The sequence below is a fragment of the Streptomyces luomodiensis genome, assembly GCF_031679605.1.
GTDB lineage: Bacteria > Actinomycetota > Actinomycetes > Streptomycetales > Streptomycetaceae > Streptomyces > Streptomyces luomodiensis.
Genome location: NZ_CP117522.1, coordinates 2,395,167 through 2,410,797 on the forward strand (window position 1 = coordinate 2,395,167; position 15,631 = coordinate 2,410,797).

Genomic DNA, 15,631 nt, shown 5'->3' on the forward strand with positions numbered 1-15,631 from the left:
TGTCTGGTGGGGGTGAGGGTGGCGGTGGGAGAGGTACCGGGCGCGGGGTCAGCCGGATGTCCCGGGTGCCGCTTCGATCGCTTCGAGCTTGCGCTGGAGCTTGTTGATACCGCCCAGCCAGCGGTCGGTGTCACCGGCGCGGGCCGCGTAGTGGCGGGCCACCTCGGGGTGCGGAAGGATCAGGAAGCGCTCCTCGGCGATGCCCGCGAGGACGGCGTCGGCGACCTGTCCTGGTTCGATCGCGGTGGGCGCCAGCACCAGCTCACCGGCGGTCCCGGAGGCGGTCAGCATGTCGGTGCGCACCCCCTGCGGGCAGACGGCGTGGACGCCGATGCCGCGGTGGCGGTAGGTGGCCGAGAGCCATTCGGCGAAGGCGAGCGCGGCGTGTTTGGAGACGCTGTACGGCGCCGAGCCGACCATGGTGAGCAGTCCGGCGGCGGAGACGGTGGCGACGAAGCGGCCGCTGCCGCGCTCCAGCCACGCGGGCAGCAGTTCCCGGGCGGCCCGCACATGGGCCATCACATTGACGTCCCAGGACTGCTGCCACAGCTCCTCGTCGGCCTCCGGGCCGCCGTCGTGGCCCACGCCGGCGTTGGCGCAGAAGATGTCGATGGTGCCGTCGAGCGCCTCGCGGGCCGCGGGCACGACACCGGAGGCGTCACCGGGGACGGCGGTCGCGCCGATCTCCTCGGCGACGGCCTTGGCCTTGGCGACGTCGAGGTCGTTGACCACGACCCGGGCGCCCTCGGCGGTGAAGCGCCGGGCGAGGGCGGCGCCGATGCCGCCGCCCGCTCCGGTGACCACGACATGCGCCCCACGCACGGTACCCACGATCGCAACGCTCCTCGGCTCGGTTCCGTTCGGCTCCGCAGCGCAGACTAACCAGTCGGTATGTGCGAACGGAAGAGGTCCCGCGACCTCCCCGCGAATGGCCGGTGGGTTACCGGCCGGGTCCGTCTCTGCGCATGACGCTGCGCCAGCGGGCGTTCTCCCCGGCGAGCGCGTTCCACAGCACATTGAGCGGATGACCGGCGTCCTGCGCGGTCCGCTCCCCGGCCCGTACGAACACCCCGACCAGCACTTCCAGCTCCGGCCCCATGCCGTCGGTCAGCTCCAGCGTGCGCAGCCCGGCGCCGGCCCGGATCCGCCCGTCGGCCACCGCGGCACCGATGCCCTCGGTGACCAGCACTCCGCCGCGCAGCACACCGGAGGAGAGCAGCTCCAGGCCGTACTGCACATTGTCGATCTCGGCCGCGATGTTCAGCTCCTGGCGGTAGCGGCCGCCGAACCAGCCGCGCAGGAAGCCGGGTATCAGACCGTCGGCCGACACGGCCAGCGGCAGCCGGGGCAGCTCGCCCACCGGGACCGAGGGGCCCGGCAGTTCCCCGGCGTCCAGGTTGGTGACCAGGGACAGCCCGCTGCGCCGCCACTCCATCACCTCGAAGCCGTCGAGCCGGCCGTCGCGGCCGGCCGTGGTGAGCACGCTGCCGCAGACCAGGTCGAGTTCCTTGGCGTCGAGCCGCTGCAACAGATCCCGGGTGCGCACATGCTCGACCTTGAGCTCGACCCCCCGGCGGTCGAATTCCCCGGTCACCAACTCCACCGCGTTCAGCAGAAAGCCGAGGGTGTATCGGGTGGAGCCGACACAGAGCCGGCTGCCGAGACGGCGGCGGGCGTCGTACAGCTCCTCCCGCCAGTCTTCGAGGGTGCCGCGCGCGAGTGTGGCCAGTGACTCCCCGGTCGCGGTGAAGAGCACATTCTGGCTGCGGCCCCGTTTGACCACCAGCGGCTCACCGCACAGCGCGCCGAAGTTCCGGTTCAGGGTGTCCAGTTGTTTCTGCACACTGGACTGCTCCCGCCCCAGCAGCCGGGCGGCGCCCAGCGCGGTGCCCGTCTCATGGACCGCGAGCAGCGTTCTGAGCTGGTCCATCGTGGTGTCCAGCAGCGCCGTCGGGTACTGCCACCGATCCTTTACAGGCATTCCGGCCTTCCGCTCGAAGAGTATTCGGCACCCCAATGACGTTTCCGTCCGCAGCATAGTCCAGCGCACTTTGAGTGAACTGATCCCGAGAACAGCGGCGATATTCTCCCGATGGATATTCGGGAATTCCGTGTCCCCCACGTATCCCCCGGCGGTTACGGAGTCCTGCATTCCAGGTTCCGCCCGCCCATTTCGGGTAAGTCGAACGGCTGGCCGATTGTCCGACGGCGACCGTATGCGTGTCGTATGGCCAGCGCTCAGGGCAGTTGGGACGATACACGCACAACGGACCATTCGAGGGGAAGCAGCAATGACGGGGATGAGCGTACGGCCGTACTGGGAGCTGAGATTCGACGCCGACGGGGACGTCGACGTCCGGCAGCTGGACCGGCTGCTGGAACAGACCGCGCAGCGGGAACTCACGGATCTGGTGGTGTTCTCGCACGGCTGGAACAACACCCGGGCGATGGCCACGCGGCTCTACGACCGCTTCTTCGCGCCCTTTCCGGAGCTGCTCGGCGAGGCGGGCCCGGCACGCCTCGGCTATGTGGGGGTGGTGTGGCCGTCGATGCGGTTCGCCGACGAGTCGCTCGCGGGCTTCCCCCGCGAACCGGTACCCGGTGCCCGCCCGGGGCTCGACGCGGAGACCCGGCGAGCCCTGGAGACGGTCTTCCCCGGGCGGCAGCAGATCGTGGCGCGCCTGGCCGAGCTGCTGACCGAGCGGCCCGAACGGCTCGCGGCGCTGGACGAGTTCGCGGTGCTGATGCGCGGGCTGGTCGGGGTCCGCGGGCTGGTCGGCGCGGCCGGCCACGCGGCGGACACGGACGTGGACACCGACACCGACACCGACACCGACACCGACACCGACACGAACGGCGTACCGGCGATGTTCGGGGAGGACGTGGCGGAGGTCTGCGAGCGGTTCGCCGCCGCGCTCACCGAGGCGCGCGGCAAGACCGACACCGAGGACCGCGGGAGGACCGGCACCGAGGACCGCGCCCTCCTCGACAGCGGGCTCGGCGGGCTCTGGGACGGGGCGCACGAGCTGCTCCGCCAGGGCACGTACTACGTGATGAAGCGGCGGGCCGGCACGGTCGGGCGGGAGGGCCTGGGACCGGCGCTCGGCGCGCTGGCGGCCGCCCGGTCCGCGCCGCGCCTCCATCTGATCGGCCACAGCTTCGGCGGCCGGCTGGTGTCGTACGCGCTGACCGGGCTGCCCGGAAGCGCCACGGTGGCATCGGTGACCCTGCTCCAGGGGGCGTTCTCGCACTACGCCTTCGCCGAACGGCTGCCGCACGCCGCAGGGCGCGGCGGTGCGCTGCGCACCGCCCCGCACCGGGTGACCGGGCCGGTGGTGTCCTGCCACTCGCGCCATGACACCGCGCTGGGCCTGCTGTACCCGGTGGCGTCGCGGGTGTCCGGGGACGATGCCTCGCTGTTGCCGGGCGACACCCGCTGGGGGGCGATCGGGTACGACGGCATCCACGCGGTGGACGGCTCCCGGCGGGTGGACCTGGCCGAGGCGCTGGACGGGCCGTTCCCGGCCGGGGGCTGCGTGAGCGTCGATGTCTCGGAGGTCGTCCGGCACGGCGTGCCGCCGGCCGGCGCGCACAACGACATCTGCCATGCCGAGCTGGCCCGGGTGGTGCTGCGCGCGGGCCGGATCGGGGACGGGTAGCGGTTCCGCGACGGCCGGCGCGGCGGCCCTTGTGGCGACCGGGGGCGGTGGCCCCGTCACGGCCGGGAGGGGCGGGACCTCGCCGGGTGCGAGGTCCCGCCCCGGTGGCCTCAGCGGTGGGCCCGGAACTCCACGACCTGCTGGTAGGTGGGCCGGTTCTGCCAGCTGATCTTGTTGTGGGTCAGCCCGCCGACCGGCCGCTGGATGATGGCGTCGGCGCACCACTGGTCGCCCGCCGAGCAGTTGTCGTCGCCGGGGTAGACCTGGGCGGGGGTCTTGGCCACGGCCGTCTTCAGGCTCGTCAGCAGGGCGTCCCGGCAGGCGCTCAGCTCCCCGCCGCCGCAGTACGGCCGGGCCAGCGGGCCCGCCACGTCCTCGCCGAGGACCGTGCGCAGATCCTTGTCCACATAGGACCACCAGCCGTACTGGAAGGAGGACCCGGCGTGCGAGCCGGTGGGGCCGTGCCCGGCCGAGGGCGCTTCGTCGACCGTCAGATTGGCGCGCAGGGCGTCGTAGAGGTCATCGCCCAGTCCGGGTCCGAACTCGGCCTCGACCAGCAGCGGCCACCAGGCGTCCATGATCCGTACGGCGTCGGCGTGCCCGTAGGTGTGCGAGCCGGCGCTGGTCTCGCGGCGCTGTGCGCCCGCCGCCGCCCAGGACTCCAGCCGCTGCACCGCGGTGGCCAGGCCGGGGTCGTCGATGGGCTGCGAGCGCAGCACCTTCAGCAGCTCCGGCAGCACGTCCTCACCGCGCAGATCGGTGACGGCGGCCTCGGCCATGGCCCGGGTGAGCGCGGCGCGGGTGACCCCGCCCTTGCGGACCAGGGCGCGCACCCGGTCGTCGAGGAGGTTGCCGCGGTGCACCGAGCCGTTGCCGAAGCCGGCCGCGCTGTAGCCCTTGGCCAGCTTGTTGTTCCAGCTGATGTAGTAGTCCTGGTCGATGGACTGCGGATGTTCGGCGGGCGGGGTGGCGGCGGCGGTGTTGGCCGTGGGGTCGAAGTCCCGCCACTCGTACGCGGTCTGGGCCCGGACCGGCAGCGAGGAGTCCACGTCCGCGGCGCGCACCGGGTTGAGTCCGCTGTTGTAGTAGGCGGTCTGCCGGGAGTCGGCGTAGAACCAGTTGAAGGTGTAGTTGATGTGCTGGGTCGCGCTCTGGAAGGACGCGGCGTCGGTCACGTAGCCGGGGTCGTTGAGCATCTGGAAGCCGATGATGGAGTCGGCCTCGTGGCGGTAGGTGGAGCGCAGCACGGTGTAGGCCACCGGTGTGCCGTCGACGGTCGCGCGGTGGGTCACCAGTCCGTAGTTGGTCCGGTAGACCTGCATCCGGTACGAGCCGGCGGCGGTGGAGTCGGCGAGGGTGGGCTTCCAGGCGTTGCGCCGCTCCAGCTTCTCCATCGGCAGACAGGCGCCGTGGTAGCGGTAGTACGTGGCGTCCTTGGACGGCGCGGAGCCGTCCGGGGAGCACAGCTCGACCGCGTAGGTGTCGGTGATGTCCTGGGCGGCGGTGGTGGCGCTCCAGGCGTAGTCCTGGCCGCGGCCGAGCTGGACGTACATCCCCACACCCGCGAAGGAGGCGCCGCGGGCGCTGATCCCCGGGCCCTGGAGCTCCTGGAGCATCAGCAGCTGCGGGGCGAAGTAGCCGGTCTGCGGGCCGAAGACGGCCACCGGGTGGCCGCTGGCGGTGTACTTGCCGGAGACCACCAGCGCGTTGGACATGCCCTTCTTGCGGCTGAACAGATCGCGGGGCAGCACCCCGTCGTCGTAGATGCCGCGCAGCGGTTCGAGTGACGCGGGGGCCTCGGCCTCGGTGCGGGCCTTGGTGCGGTCCTTGGCGCCGGCTTTGGTGGTGGCGCCGCCCTCGCGGTCGTAGACGAGTTGTTCGGCGGTGACCGAGCCGGGGTCGGGCAGCGCGACACCCTTGGGCGTGGCGGGCTTGTCCGCGTACGGGAAGCTGCCGTCGCGCACGGTCAGCACCGCCTCGGGGTCGTTGCGCTCCCGGAAGGACTCCCACACCTCGGTGCCCTCGGCGAGGCCGTACTTCTGCTGGGCGGCGAGCAGTGAGAGCGCGCCCTCCACCTCGCCGCCCCCGCCGTTGCCGAAGAGGGCGCCGACCACGGAGGCGAGGGCGATCAGGTCGGTGAGCTTGAACGGCTGGATCTCACCGGCGTTGGTGATCGCGTCGATATGGCCGGTGAGCACGTACTCCCCGGGGAAGTACCGGCCGTCCTTGGCCTTCTTGGCGTAGGCGTTGATGCCGTCGACATACGCCTGGGCGTCGGCCAGCGCCTGGCGGCCGCGCTCGCCGCCGTGGGCGAGGATGAAAGCCACCTGCGCCTGGTAGTCCTCCTCGGTGTACGGCGCCTGGCGGAAGAAGTCCTGCTCCAGGCCCTGGTTGGCGGCGGCGCCGCCGGCGAAGGAGGTCAGCTCGCCGCGCCCCACGTGGCGGAAGAGGTCCATCAGCCACAGCCGGTCCTGGGCGGCGGCGTATCCGGCGCCGAACTCGGTGCCCTCGCGGGTGGTGCCCTGGATGTGCGGGACACCGGTCTTCTTGTCGCGGGTGATCGTGACGTCGTCGCGCGGCTTGGTCACGGAGGCGACCTGGTCGGCGGGGACGCCGAAGGAGGAGTCGTTGAAGAAGTCGGTCAGCTTGTCGTCGGTGAGGGTGGGGTAGCCGCTCGCCAGGTCGCCGTAGCGGCCGAGCTGGTCGGTGCTGTGCTCGGGATGGGTGCCCAGCACCCGGTTGGCGAGGATGTCGGCGAGCGTGGCGTTGCCGGTCGCACCCGGCGGGAGGATGTCGGAGCACTGGCCGCCGCAGTAGTCGGTGGCCGCCGCCGCGGCGGGCTCCGCACGGGCCGGCTGCGGCACCGGGGCCGCGAGGGCGACGCCGAGGCCGAGTGCGGCGGCCGCGGCGAGCACGGTACTGGTGAGCTTGCGGTGTCTGATGGGCCTGGGGGTTCGTCGTCGCATGTGCGCTCCTCCCGGTTGCCGTCGCGACGGAGGTTACCGGCGGTATTACCGGCCCGGAAGATGAGCGGACGTCAACTTCATGGCCACGGCGGGCGAGTGAGGACTGCCGGAGAAGATCCGGGGAATTCGATGGATCCGGATCGCGCTGCGTTACGTCCATTCGACAACGAGTCGGGTCCGCACTCGCGGAGGTGGTAAGAAGTGGCCGGTTTCAGAGCACTTGCACGTGAGGTTCGCAATCCACGCAGACACATCACCGCCCGGCGCACATCGCTGCGCAAATGCCTGGAGCGGTTCGCGCCGTACGGGCACCGGGCGACCTGGCACCATCTATGCGCCCGTTCCGGGATCATCCCGGAGGACCGTAGGCCGGACCCCCTGCGGCTGCTCACGGCTCTGGCGGAGCTCGAGGAGGCCCGCACGCTGTGGCTCGCGTACGAGGCGGACTTCGCCGCCCGGCGCCGGCAGGAGAAATTCCTCGGCATCCGCCAGCCGAGCGCCGTCGACGACTGGCATCTGCGCACCTGGGGCGGATGCGACATCATTCCCTGCGAATCCCCCCAGGCCCATCCCGACGGCCGCCTCGCCGACGTGCTGCGACGGCTGATCGCGGCGATGGAGTCGGGTCCGGGCTCGGCCTGCCCGGTCTGCGCGCAACCGGGCCTGGTCTGGCGTGAGGACCTGGACCGCTATCCGTCGGCCGGACCGGTCTGCCGGGACTGCGGCATCGTGGTGCCGCTGCCGCTGCTGACCACCGAGGCCCTGGCGGCGGCCCGGCGCGCGGCCCGGATGAGCCGGTACGCCACCGTATGACACCCGGCCTTCCCCGGCCGGAAGAGCGCTCGCCGGAGTCCCCGCACCGGGCGGCCGGCGAGCGCCGACATCCCTGACGACCGCGTCGGCGCGGGCCGCGTTGACAGGGCGCCGGGCAGCCGAGCATGCTGAGCAGTCGCTTAGTACGTGGCTGCCCGGGAGGCACGCATGACAGAGCCCAGGATCTTCACCTCGCCCGATGAGCTGCGGTCCGCGGCCGGCGCGGAACTCGGCCCCAGCGACTGGCTGGAGATCGACCAGAAGCGCATCGATCTGTTCGCCGACGCGACCGGCGACCACCAGTGGATCCACGTGGACGCGGAGAAGGCGGCGGCCGGCCCGTTCGGCACCACGATCGCGCACGGCTATCTGACGCTGTCCCTGCTGCCGTCGTTCACCCCGCAGCTGCTGCGGGTCGAGGGCGTGCGGATGGGCATCAACTACGGCGTGAACAAGGTCCGCTTCCCCTCCCCCGTCCCGGTCGGCTCCCGGCTGCGCGCCACTGGCCGGATCGTGGAGGTCGCCGAGGTCAAGGACGGGGTGCAGATGACGCTGACGGTGACCGTGGAGCGGGAGGGCGGCGACAAGCCGGTGTGCGTGGCGGAGTCCGTGGTCCGCTACTACGGCTGACGGTTACCGCTGCCGGTGGCCCCTACGGCCGGCGGCCCTACCGCTGACGGTCCCTACGGCTGCCGCCCCGAGGCCCCCACCATGCGCAGCACCAGACCCGCGTAGAGGTCGCCGACCTCGTCGGGGGTGCTGCGCCCACGGGCGTTGAACCAGCGGGCGACGTCGATGCACAGGGACAGCACGGCGACCGTGGTGCCGCGCACGTCCGCGACGTCGAAGACGCCCTCCTTCACCCCGTCCTCGATGATCGAGCGCACCGCCCCGTCCGTGGCCCTGCGGACGGCGATGACCTCGGCATGGTGCTCCTCGGCGAGCGCGCCGAGCTCGTACTGCACCACCCGCGCGGTCGTATGGTGCTCGGCGTGCCAGCGGACGAAGGAGCGCACCGCCTCGGCGAGCCGCTCGGCCGGGCTGCCACCGCCGTCCCGCGCCCGCTCCACGATCCCCAGGGCCCGCTCATGGCCGACCTTGCTGATCTGGTAGAGCAGCTCTTCCTTGGTCTTGTAGTGGATGTAGAGGGCGGCCGGGCTCATTCCGGCGCGGCTCGCGATGTCCCGGGTGGTGGTGGCGTGGTAGCCGCGCTCCGCGAAGGCGTGCACGGCGGCGCTCACCAGCCGCCGGGCGGCGTCAGGGGTGATGTCGCCCCAGGGCTCGGCCTTGCCCCCGGTGTTCTTCGGCTCCGCGTCCATGGCGGACACCCTACACGGAGAGTGAGCAAGCGCTTAGGAGATGTCCGGATCGTCGTCCCGCCACTCGGACTAGGATCCCCCCATGTCACAACTGGTCCAGGTCAACTACCGCAAGTACGACGGCACTCTGCACTGGAATCAGCGGATGCGCAGACTGGGCGAGGACGACCACGGCGTATGGCTGGGGCTGCCGGCCGGGGCGGTGACGCGCAAGGGGTACCGTCCCCCGATCCTGCTCGAGTGCGCGCATGTGCTCCTCTTCCCGCGCGACGCGTGGTGGACGGCGGTGTTCAACGCCCCGCCCCGGGAGACCGAGATCTACTGCGACATCACCACGCCGCCCGAGTGGGTCTCCCCCTACGAGGTGACCATGGTGGACCTGGACCTCGACGTCATCCGCGAGCGGACGGACGGCGCGACCCTGATGGTCGACCAGGACGAGTTCGCCGAGCACCAGGTGCGGTACGGCTATCCGGCGGACGTCATAGCGGAGGCCGAGGCGGCGGGGCGGTGGCTGATGGAGGCGGTCGACGGGCGCGCCGAGCCGTTCGGGACCGCCTGCGGGCAGTGGCTGGGCATGGTCGACGGCGAGCGGCGCTGACAGCCCGACCGCGGACATCGCCTCTCGGTGGACGCCACCTCACCAAGGGACGTCACCTCACCGGGAAACGTCGTCTCACCCGGACGGGCGGCCCGTGCCGGGCGCGGCCGAGGACCCTTCCGTATGCCGCTTCCCCGGCGCGGGCGGGCCCCCGGCGGAGTCCCCGGCGGGGTCCGCGGCCGGGCGCTCGCGCAGTGGCCGTACGGCGATCGCCGCCGATATCAGGAGCAGTCCGCCCAGCATGACGAAGGGGGCGGCCGTGCCCACGAGCCCCGCGAGCACACCGGCGGAGGCGGGCGCGGCGACCTGGCCGAGGCGGTTGCCGGTCAGCCGCAGCGCGAGGGCCGTGCTGCGCGCCCCCTCCGGGGCGGCCTGGACGACGGTCGTCATCGACAGCGGCTGTCCGACGCCGAGGCAGAAGCCGAGCCCGGCCAGCAGCACCCCGAGCGCCCAGGCGGGCACCGGCAGGGCGATGCCCGTGCACAGGAGCGCGGCGCCCAGACAGCTGACGGCCATCAGGACGGTGCGGCCCATCAGCCGGATCATCGGGGTGATGGCGAGCCGGCAGACCACGGTGGCGGTGGCGCGCAGGCTGAGCAGCACACCGACGACCGCGGGCGAGATCCCGCGCTGTTCGCCGACCACCGGCAGATAGGCGGTGAGGATGTCGGTGGCGGAGAGCACGGCGAGGCTGATGAACATGCCGGAGGCGACACCGCGGGTGGTCAGGATGCCGCGTACCGGCACCCGCCGGGCGGCGGTCTCCCCGGCGGGGGCGGCCGTCGTCCCCGTACCGTCCGGGCGGCGCTCGATGCGCCACAGCGAGGTGACGGAGAAGGCCGCGAGGGCGGCGGACACGAACAGCGCGGCCGCGCTGGTGCGCCCCATCGCCCCGTCCTGTTCGGAGACCACCAGTCCGGCCGCGATGGGCCCGATGAGCTGGCCGAGCGAGGCGCCGATGGTGAAGTGGCCGAAGTTGCGGTCCTGTTCGTCCGGTCCGCTCTGGCGGGCCACGATGGACTGGGCGCCGATGACGAACGACAGATGGCCCAGGCCCATCACCCCGCTCCACGCGGCCATCTCGGGCAGCGAACCGGCCGTGCCGCTGAGCGCGCAGCCGGTGGCGATGAGCGCGACCCCGACGGGCAGCAGCGGGGCGCACCGCCCGTGGTCGGTGCGCCGTCCCAGCGGTACGGCGGCGAACAGCGGCAGCAGGGCGTAGACACCGGCGATCACACCGACCGCGCGGGCGTCGGCGCCGAGTGCCAGCGCCCGGTAGGAGACGGCCGGCCGCGCCATGCTGACCGCCCCCTGGGTGAACGAAAAGGCGATGACCAGGCGCAGCAGCCAGCCCCTCCCGGGCTTCGGACTCTCCATGGGTCAGATGATGCCGAAGGCCAGAGCCGCGGCGAGCACCACCAGCGAGGTGAGCGCCGCCCATTTCACGGTGAACCGGGTGTGGTCGCCGAATTCGACCTTCGCCATGCCCACGAGGACGTAGACGGCGGGGACCAGCGGGCTCGACATGTGCAGGGCCTGTCCGGTGATCGAGGCGCGGGCGATCTCCAGCGCGGAGACCCCGTGCGCGGCCCCGGCCTCGGCGAGGATCGGCACGATGCCGAAGTAGAAGCCGTCGTTGGACATGAAGTAGGTGAGCGGGATGGACAGCACACCGGTGACCACGGCCATGTGCGGGCCCATGCCGTCGGGGACGCTGTCGACCAGCCAGCGGGCCATGTGCTCGACCATGCCGGTGCCGGTGAGGACGCCGGTGAAGACGGCGGCGGCGAAGACCATCCCGGAGACGTTGACGACGTTCTCGGCGTGCGCGGCGATCCGGGCCTTCTGGTCGCTCATCTGCGGGAAGTTGACGGTGAGCGCGATCGCGGCGGCGAGGAGGAAGAGGACCGGGATCGGCAGGACTTCCATGATCATCAGGGTCAGCAGGGCGATGGTCAGGGCCGCGTTGAACCAGTAGAGCTTGGGGCGCAGGGTGGCGCGGTGGGGGTCGAGCCCCTTGAACTCGTCGTCGTCGGAGGCGCCGGAGACGCCGGAGCCGTGCGAGCCGTCCGAAGCGTCGGAGGCATCGGAGCCGTCCGAGGCGTGTGCCGCGCGGCCGCCCTTGGCCGCCTTGCCGCCGCCCTCGCCCTTGGTGCCGGAGCCCGCACCGACCAGCACCTGCTCGGGGTCGCCCGCGGTGACCTCGTCCAGCGTCAGCACGCCCAGGCGCTTGCGCTCCCGCAGACCCAGGCCGTAGGAGAGGGCGATGACGAAGAGCAGTCCGACCGCGAGGGCCGGGATCATCGGTACGAAGATGTCGCCCGCGTCGACCTTGAGCGCGGTGGCGGCACGGGCGGTCGGGCCGCCCCAGGGCAGCGTGTTCATCACGCCGTTGGCCATGGCCGCGACACCGGTCATCACCACCAGGCTCATCTTCAGCCGCCGGTAGAGCGGCACCATGGCCGACACGGTGATCATGAAGGTGGTGGAGCCGTCGCCGTCGAGCGAGACGACCGCCGCGAGGATCGCGGTGCCGACCACGATCCGCATCGGATCCGCCTTGCAGAACCGCAGGATGAGCCGGACGATCGGGTCGAAGAGGCCGACGTCGATCATCACCCCGAAGTAGATGATGGCGAACATCAGCATGGCGGCCGTGGGGGCGAGATCTCCGACGCCGTCGAGAACGTAGTCCCCGAGATGCGCCCCCTTCCCGACGAGCACGCAGAACAGCGCGGGGATGAGCACCAGGGCGCCCATCGGGGACATCTTCTTCATCATGATCAGGACAAGGAATGTCGCGATCATGACGAAGCCGAGGATGGTCAGCATAGTTGGCTACCTCACGTTCGCCTTCGAACTCCCCCAGTTATTGGCGGTCGAGGTGACGTTAGGTGCGGCAACTTTGCGTTAACAAGACCTTGACATGCGAGCAATAAGCGCAAAACCCCAGGTCAGTGCAGTGGTGCCAGCGCGGCGGCCTCAGCGCGGTGGCATGGGCGAGACCTGCACCGGATGACCGTTGAGCACCGCCGTACCGGAGAGCGGGTCCAGCCGTGAGCCGTCGATGAGCTGGTTGACGTTGACCCCGGGACGCGCCCCGGCCACGGAGAGCCGGACACCGGGGCGGTCATGGCCCCAGCCGTGCGGCAGGCTCACCACTCCGGTGCGTACCGCGTCCGTCACCTCGACCGGCACCTCCAGCTCCCCGCCGTCGCCCTTGACCCGCGCCAGGCCGCCGTCGGCCAGGCCCAGCCGGGCGGCGTCCTCGGGGTGCACCTGGAGGGTGCAGCGGTTGCTGCCGCCCATCAGGGCCGGGACGTTGTGCATCCAGCTGTTGTTGGAACGCAGATGGCGGCGGCCGACCAGCAGCAGCCCCGAGGGCCGGTCGGCCAGCGCCCGGCGCAGCCGGGCCACATCGGCGGCCAGCGGCTCCGGGCACAGCTCCACTGTGCCGCTGCGGGTCTTCAGCAGTCCGGGCAGCCGCGGCCGCAGCGGCCCCAGGTCGATGCCGTGCGGATGGGCGAGCAGCTTCTCCAGGCTCAGCCCGTCGGGATCGGCGCCGAACCCGTCGCCGTACGGCCCCAGCCGCAGCATCATGTCCAGCCGGCGCTCGGCGCCGTCCACCCCGGTCAGCCGCGCGGCCAGCTCGGCGGGCTCGCGTCCGTACACTGGGGACGCCGGGTCGGCGGTCTCCTTGCCGAGCGTCTGCTCGATGGCCAGCGCGTCCACGGCCGCCGGGTCGGCACCGCCTCGTCCGCTCACGCACAGCACCAGCCGCGCCAGGATCTCGCACTCGCTCATCCGGTCCGCCTCCAGCGGGATGGCGGGGCGGCTGTAGCGGACCTGGTTGCGCACGGACAGGCTGTTGAAGGCGTAGTCGAAGTGGGGGCTGCGGCTGGGCGGGGGCGGCGGCAGCACCACATGGGCGTGGCGCGAGGTCTCGTTGAGATACGGATCGACGCTGACCATGAAGTCGAGCCCGGCCAGCGCCCGGTCGAGGCGGTCGCCGTCCGGCGCGGAGAGCACGGGGTTGGCCGCGATCGCCAGCAGCGCCCGTATCCGCCCCTCGCCCGGTGTCTCGATCTCCTCGGCGAGCGCGGCGACGGGCAGTTCCCCCTTGGCCTCGGGGTGCCCGCTGACCCTGCTGCGCCAGCGGCCCAGCGCGAACCCCTTCCCCGGCCGCGCCGGGCGCTCCCGCCGGCCGGTGGCGCCCAGCGGGAACATCATGCCGCCGGGCCGGTCGAGCTGTCCGATGAGCACGTTGACCACATCGACCAGCCAGCTGGTGAGGGTGCCGAACTCGACCGTGGTGGAGCCGACCCGCCCGTACACCACGCCCCTGGACGCGGCGGCCAGCTCACGGGCGAGGATGCGGATCTCCTCGGCGGGCACATCACACGCCGCGGCCACCGCCTCCGGCGGGAAGTCCTCGGCCAGCCGCCCCACCTCCGGCACACCGCTGATGTGCTCGGCGAGCGGGCCCGGTGCCACCAGGTCCTCGGCGAACAGCACCTGCACCATGGCGAAGAGCAGCAGGGCGTCCGTACCGGGCCGGATCGCCACATGGCGGTCGGCCAGCGCGGCCGTACGGGTGCGCCGGGGGTCGACCACCACCAGCCGGCCGCCGCGCCGCCGCAACGCCCGCAGCCGGCCGGGGAAGTCGGGGGCCGTGCACAGACTGCCGCCCGAGTCCAGCGGGTTGGCGCCGAGTATCAGCAGATGGTCCGTACGGTCCAGATCGGGCACCGGGAGCGCGCCCGCGTCGCCGTACAGCAACCCGCTGGAGACGTGCTTGGGCATCTGGTCGAGGGTGCTGGCGGTGAAGACGTTGGGGGTGCGCAGCGCGCCGAGCAGCTGCGGCGGATAGAGCCCTCCGGCCACGGTGTGCACGTTGGGGTTGCCGAGCACGATCCCCGCCGCCTGCGGTCCGTGCTCGCGCAGCAGGGGCGCCAGCCCCTCCTGGACGACGGCGAACGCCTCGTCCCAGCCGGTCTCCTCAAGGCGCCCGGCGCGGCGCACGAGGGGGCGCCGCAGCCGGTCGGGGTCGGCGTCGAGCTCTCCGAACGAGGCGCCCTTGGGGCAGATGAAGCCACGGCTGAAGATGTCCTCCCGATCGCCGCGCGCCCCGGTGACCCTCCCCTCGTCGATCGTCAGGGTCAGTCCGCAGGTGGCCTCGCAGAGCGGGCAGATGCGCAGGGCGGTGCTCATGGGTCCCTCCCGGGGACGGCGGCGAGGCGGCGCTGACGCGCGGGACCCGCTCACCATACCGACTGGTTGGCATGCCGGGGAGGCATCGACGGGAACTCCCGCCCGGCACGGCCCCGCCGCCCGGCCCGCGTCCGCCCCGGGTCGGCCCCGCCGCCTGGTCTGCCGCCCGTCCCCGGGTCGGCCCAGCACCCGGATCGGCCAGGCCAGCACCCGGGTCGGCCCAGCCCCAGCCCAGTCCGGCACCCAGTCCGGCACCCGGGCTACTCCAGCACCCGGGCCAGCCCAGTCCCAGCTCAGTCCAGTACCCGGATCGGCCCAGTTTTCAGCTCAGTCCAGCACCCGGGCCAGATAGGCGCGCAGCAGCTCCTTCGTCTCCGCCACGATCGCCGGATCGCCCTCCGGGTCCATCCGGAACGCCAGTTGCAGCAGCGCGTCCGCCGCCTCGACCGCGAGCAGGAACGCCACCCGCAGCCGCTCCTCGGCCACCTCGTCCGTGCCGCTCCCGCCGCTCCCGCCGTCCCCCAGCCGGTCGGCGAGCAGCACCCGCAGCCGGTCGGCGACCAGATGGTTGGGCTGGTCCGGCCGCGCGGTCGCCGGGACCGGATGGCCGAACTCGATGAGCGCGAAGCCGGGCGCCCCGCGCTTCATCGCCAGATACTCGTCGACGACCACGTCCATCGCCTCACGCCAGCCGCCGCGCCCGGCCGGCCCGGAGTCCGAGGCGGCCAGCCGCCGGGTGATCCGGGTGGCGTACTCGTCCAGATTGCGGTGGGCCAGGGCCTCGGCCATCGCCCGCTTGTTGGAGAAGAAGCGGTAGACCGAGCCGATGGGCACATTGGCGCGCTCGGCGACGGCGCGGGTGCTCAGCTCTTCGTAGCTGATCTCGTCGAGCAGTTCGGCGCAGGCGTCCAGGATCCGGCCGAGGCGCTCGGCGCTGCGACGCTGGACCGGAGGGCGGCGGAGGGGCGGTATGGGCACGCCACCATCCTGCCCGATCATTGACGCACCCGGGTTTCGATTCCTATCGTCTGACAGAGGAATCGAGCGGTGTGGCGGAGCGGC

12 protein-coding genes are annotated in these 15,631 nt (G+C 72.1%); 4 read left to right on the forward strand and 8 right to left on the reverse strand.

What is annotated here, in order from left to right:
• Positions 1-48: 48 nt before the first annotated feature.
• Together PS467_RS10205 and PS467_RS10210 are read right to left on the reverse strand one after the other, a co-directional pair.
• The gene (locus PS467_RS10205; protein WP_311034998.1) at positions 49-831 is read right to left on the reverse strand and encodes an SDR family oxidoreductase; all 783 of its coding nucleotides are present in this window, start codon (positions 829-831) and stop codon (positions 49-51) included.
• A 109-nt stretch (positions 832-940) separates the two neighbouring features.
• Positions 941-1,981 (reverse strand): LysR family transcriptional regulator, encoded by a 1,041-nt coding sequence (locus PS467_RS10210; protein WP_311034999.1) that lies wholly within the window; start codon positions 1,979-1,981, stop codon positions 941-943.
• Between the two features lie 310 nt (positions 1,982-2,291).
• Here PS467_RS10210 and PS467_RS10215 point away from each other — a divergent pair, with 310 nt between their 5' ends.
• Positions 2,292-3,659 carry a lipase family protein gene (locus PS467_RS10215; RefSeq protein ID WP_311035000.1) on the forward strand — a complete coding sequence of 456 codons (1,368 nt, stop codon included), beginning with the start codon at positions 2,292-2,294 and terminating at the stop codon, positions 3,657-3,659.
• 110 nt (positions 3,660-3,769) lie between these two features.
• Here PS467_RS10215 and PS467_RS10220 read toward each other — a convergent pair whose 3' ends face one another.
• A complete protein-coding gene (locus PS467_RS10220; protein ID WP_311035001.1) occupies positions 3,770-6,625 on the reverse strand; it encodes a penicillin acylase family protein in 2,856 nt (951 codons plus the stop codon).
• Between the two features lie 201 nt (positions 6,626-6,826).
• On the opposite strand from PS467_RS10220, the gene PS467_RS10225 reads away from it, so the two are divergent.
• Positions 6,827-7,438, forward strand: a complete 612-nt coding sequence (locus PS467_RS10225; protein ID WP_311035002.1) for a hypothetical protein — start codon at positions 6,827-6,829, stop codon at positions 7,436-7,438.
• A 168-nt stretch (positions 7,439-7,606) separates the two neighbouring features.
• Positions 7,607-8,068, forward strand: coding sequence for a MaoC family dehydratase (locus PS467_RS10230; protein WP_268971126.1), 462 nt, complete (start codon positions 7,607-7,609; stop codon positions 8,066-8,068).
• Positions 8,069-8,121: 53 nt separating this feature from the next.
• On the opposite strand, the gene PS467_RS10235 is transcribed toward PS467_RS10230, so the two are convergent.
• Positions 8,122-8,757, reverse strand: coding sequence for a TetR/AcrR family transcriptional regulator (locus PS467_RS10235; RefSeq protein ID WP_268971127.1), 636 nt, complete (start codon positions 8,755-8,757; stop codon positions 8,122-8,124).
• An 82-nt stretch (positions 8,758-8,839) separates the two neighbouring features.
• Here PS467_RS10235 and PS467_RS10240 point away from each other — a divergent pair, with 82 nt between their 5' ends.
• A complete protein-coding gene (locus tag PS467_RS10240) occupies positions 8,840-9,358 on the forward strand; it encodes a DUF402 domain-containing protein (protein WP_311035003.1) in 519 nt (172 codons plus the stop codon).
• 75 nt (positions 9,359-9,433) lie between these two features.
• Here the strand turns inward: PS467_RS10240 and PS467_RS10245 are convergent, their stop codons facing one another.
• The 4 genes from PS467_RS10245 to PS467_RS10260 form a co-directional block, all read right to left on the reverse strand.
• Positions 9,434-10,735, reverse strand: a complete 1,302-nt coding sequence (locus PS467_RS10245; RefSeq protein ID WP_311035004.1) for an MFS transporter — start codon at positions 10,733-10,735, stop codon at positions 9,434-9,436.
• Between the two features lie 3 nt (positions 10,736-10,738).
• Positions 10,739-12,190, reverse strand: coding sequence for a CitMHS family transporter (locus PS467_RS10250; RefSeq protein ID WP_311035005.1), 1,452 nt, complete (start codon positions 12,188-12,190; stop codon positions 10,739-10,741).
• A 150-nt stretch (positions 12,191-12,340) separates the two neighbouring features.
• A complete protein-coding gene (locus PS467_RS10255; RefSeq protein WP_311035006.1) occupies positions 12,341-14,569 on the reverse strand; it encodes a molybdopterin oxidoreductase family protein in 2,229 nt (742 codons plus the stop codon).
• Between the two features lie 327 nt (positions 14,570-14,896).
• The gene (locus PS467_RS10260; protein ID WP_311035007.1) at positions 14,897-15,568 is read right to left on the reverse strand and encodes a TetR/AcrR family transcriptional regulator; all 672 of its coding nucleotides are present in this window, start codon (positions 15,566-15,568) and stop codon (positions 14,897-14,899) included.
• Positions 15,569-15,631: the final 63 nt, after the last annotated feature.

Coding starts and splice junctions, on each gene's coding strand:
- PS467_RS10210 (WP_311034999.1), bottom strand. CDS start 1,981: ATGCCTGTAAAGGATCGGTGGCAGTACCCGACGGCGCTGCTGGACACC.
- PS467_RS10215 (WP_311035000.1), top strand. CDS start 2,292: ATGACGGGGATGAGCGTACGGCCGTACTGGGAGCTGAGATTCGACGCC.
- PS467_RS10220 (WP_311035001.1), bottom strand. CDS start 6,625: ATGCGACGACGAACCCCCAGGCCCATCAGACACCGCAAGCTCACCAGT.
- PS467_RS10230 (WP_268971126.1), top strand. CDS start 7,607: ATGACAGAGCCCAGGATCTTCACCTCGCCCGATGAGCTGCGGTCCGCG.
- PS467_RS10235 (WP_268971127.1), bottom strand. CDS start 8,757: ATGGACGCGGAGCCGAAGAACACCGGGGGCAAGGCCGAGCCCTGGGGC.
- PS467_RS10240 (WP_311035003.1), top strand. CDS start 8,840: ATGTCACAACTGGTCCAGGTCAACTACCGCAAGTACGACGGCACTCTG.
- PS467_RS10245 (WP_311035004.1), bottom strand. CDS start 10,735: ATGGAGAGTCCGAAGCCCGGGAGGGGCTGGCTGCTGCGCCTGGTCATC.
- PS467_RS10250 (WP_311035005.1), bottom strand. CDS start 12,190: ATGCTGACCATCCTCGGCTTCGTCATGATCGCGACATTCCTTGTCCTG.
- PS467_RS10255 (WP_311035006.1), bottom strand. CDS start 14,569: ATGAGCACCGCCCTGCGCATCTGCCCGCTCTGCGAGGCCACCTGCGGA.
- PS467_RS10260 (WP_311035007.1), bottom strand. CDS start 15,568: ATGATCGGGCAGGATGGTGGCGTGCCCATACCGCCCCTCCGCCGCCCT.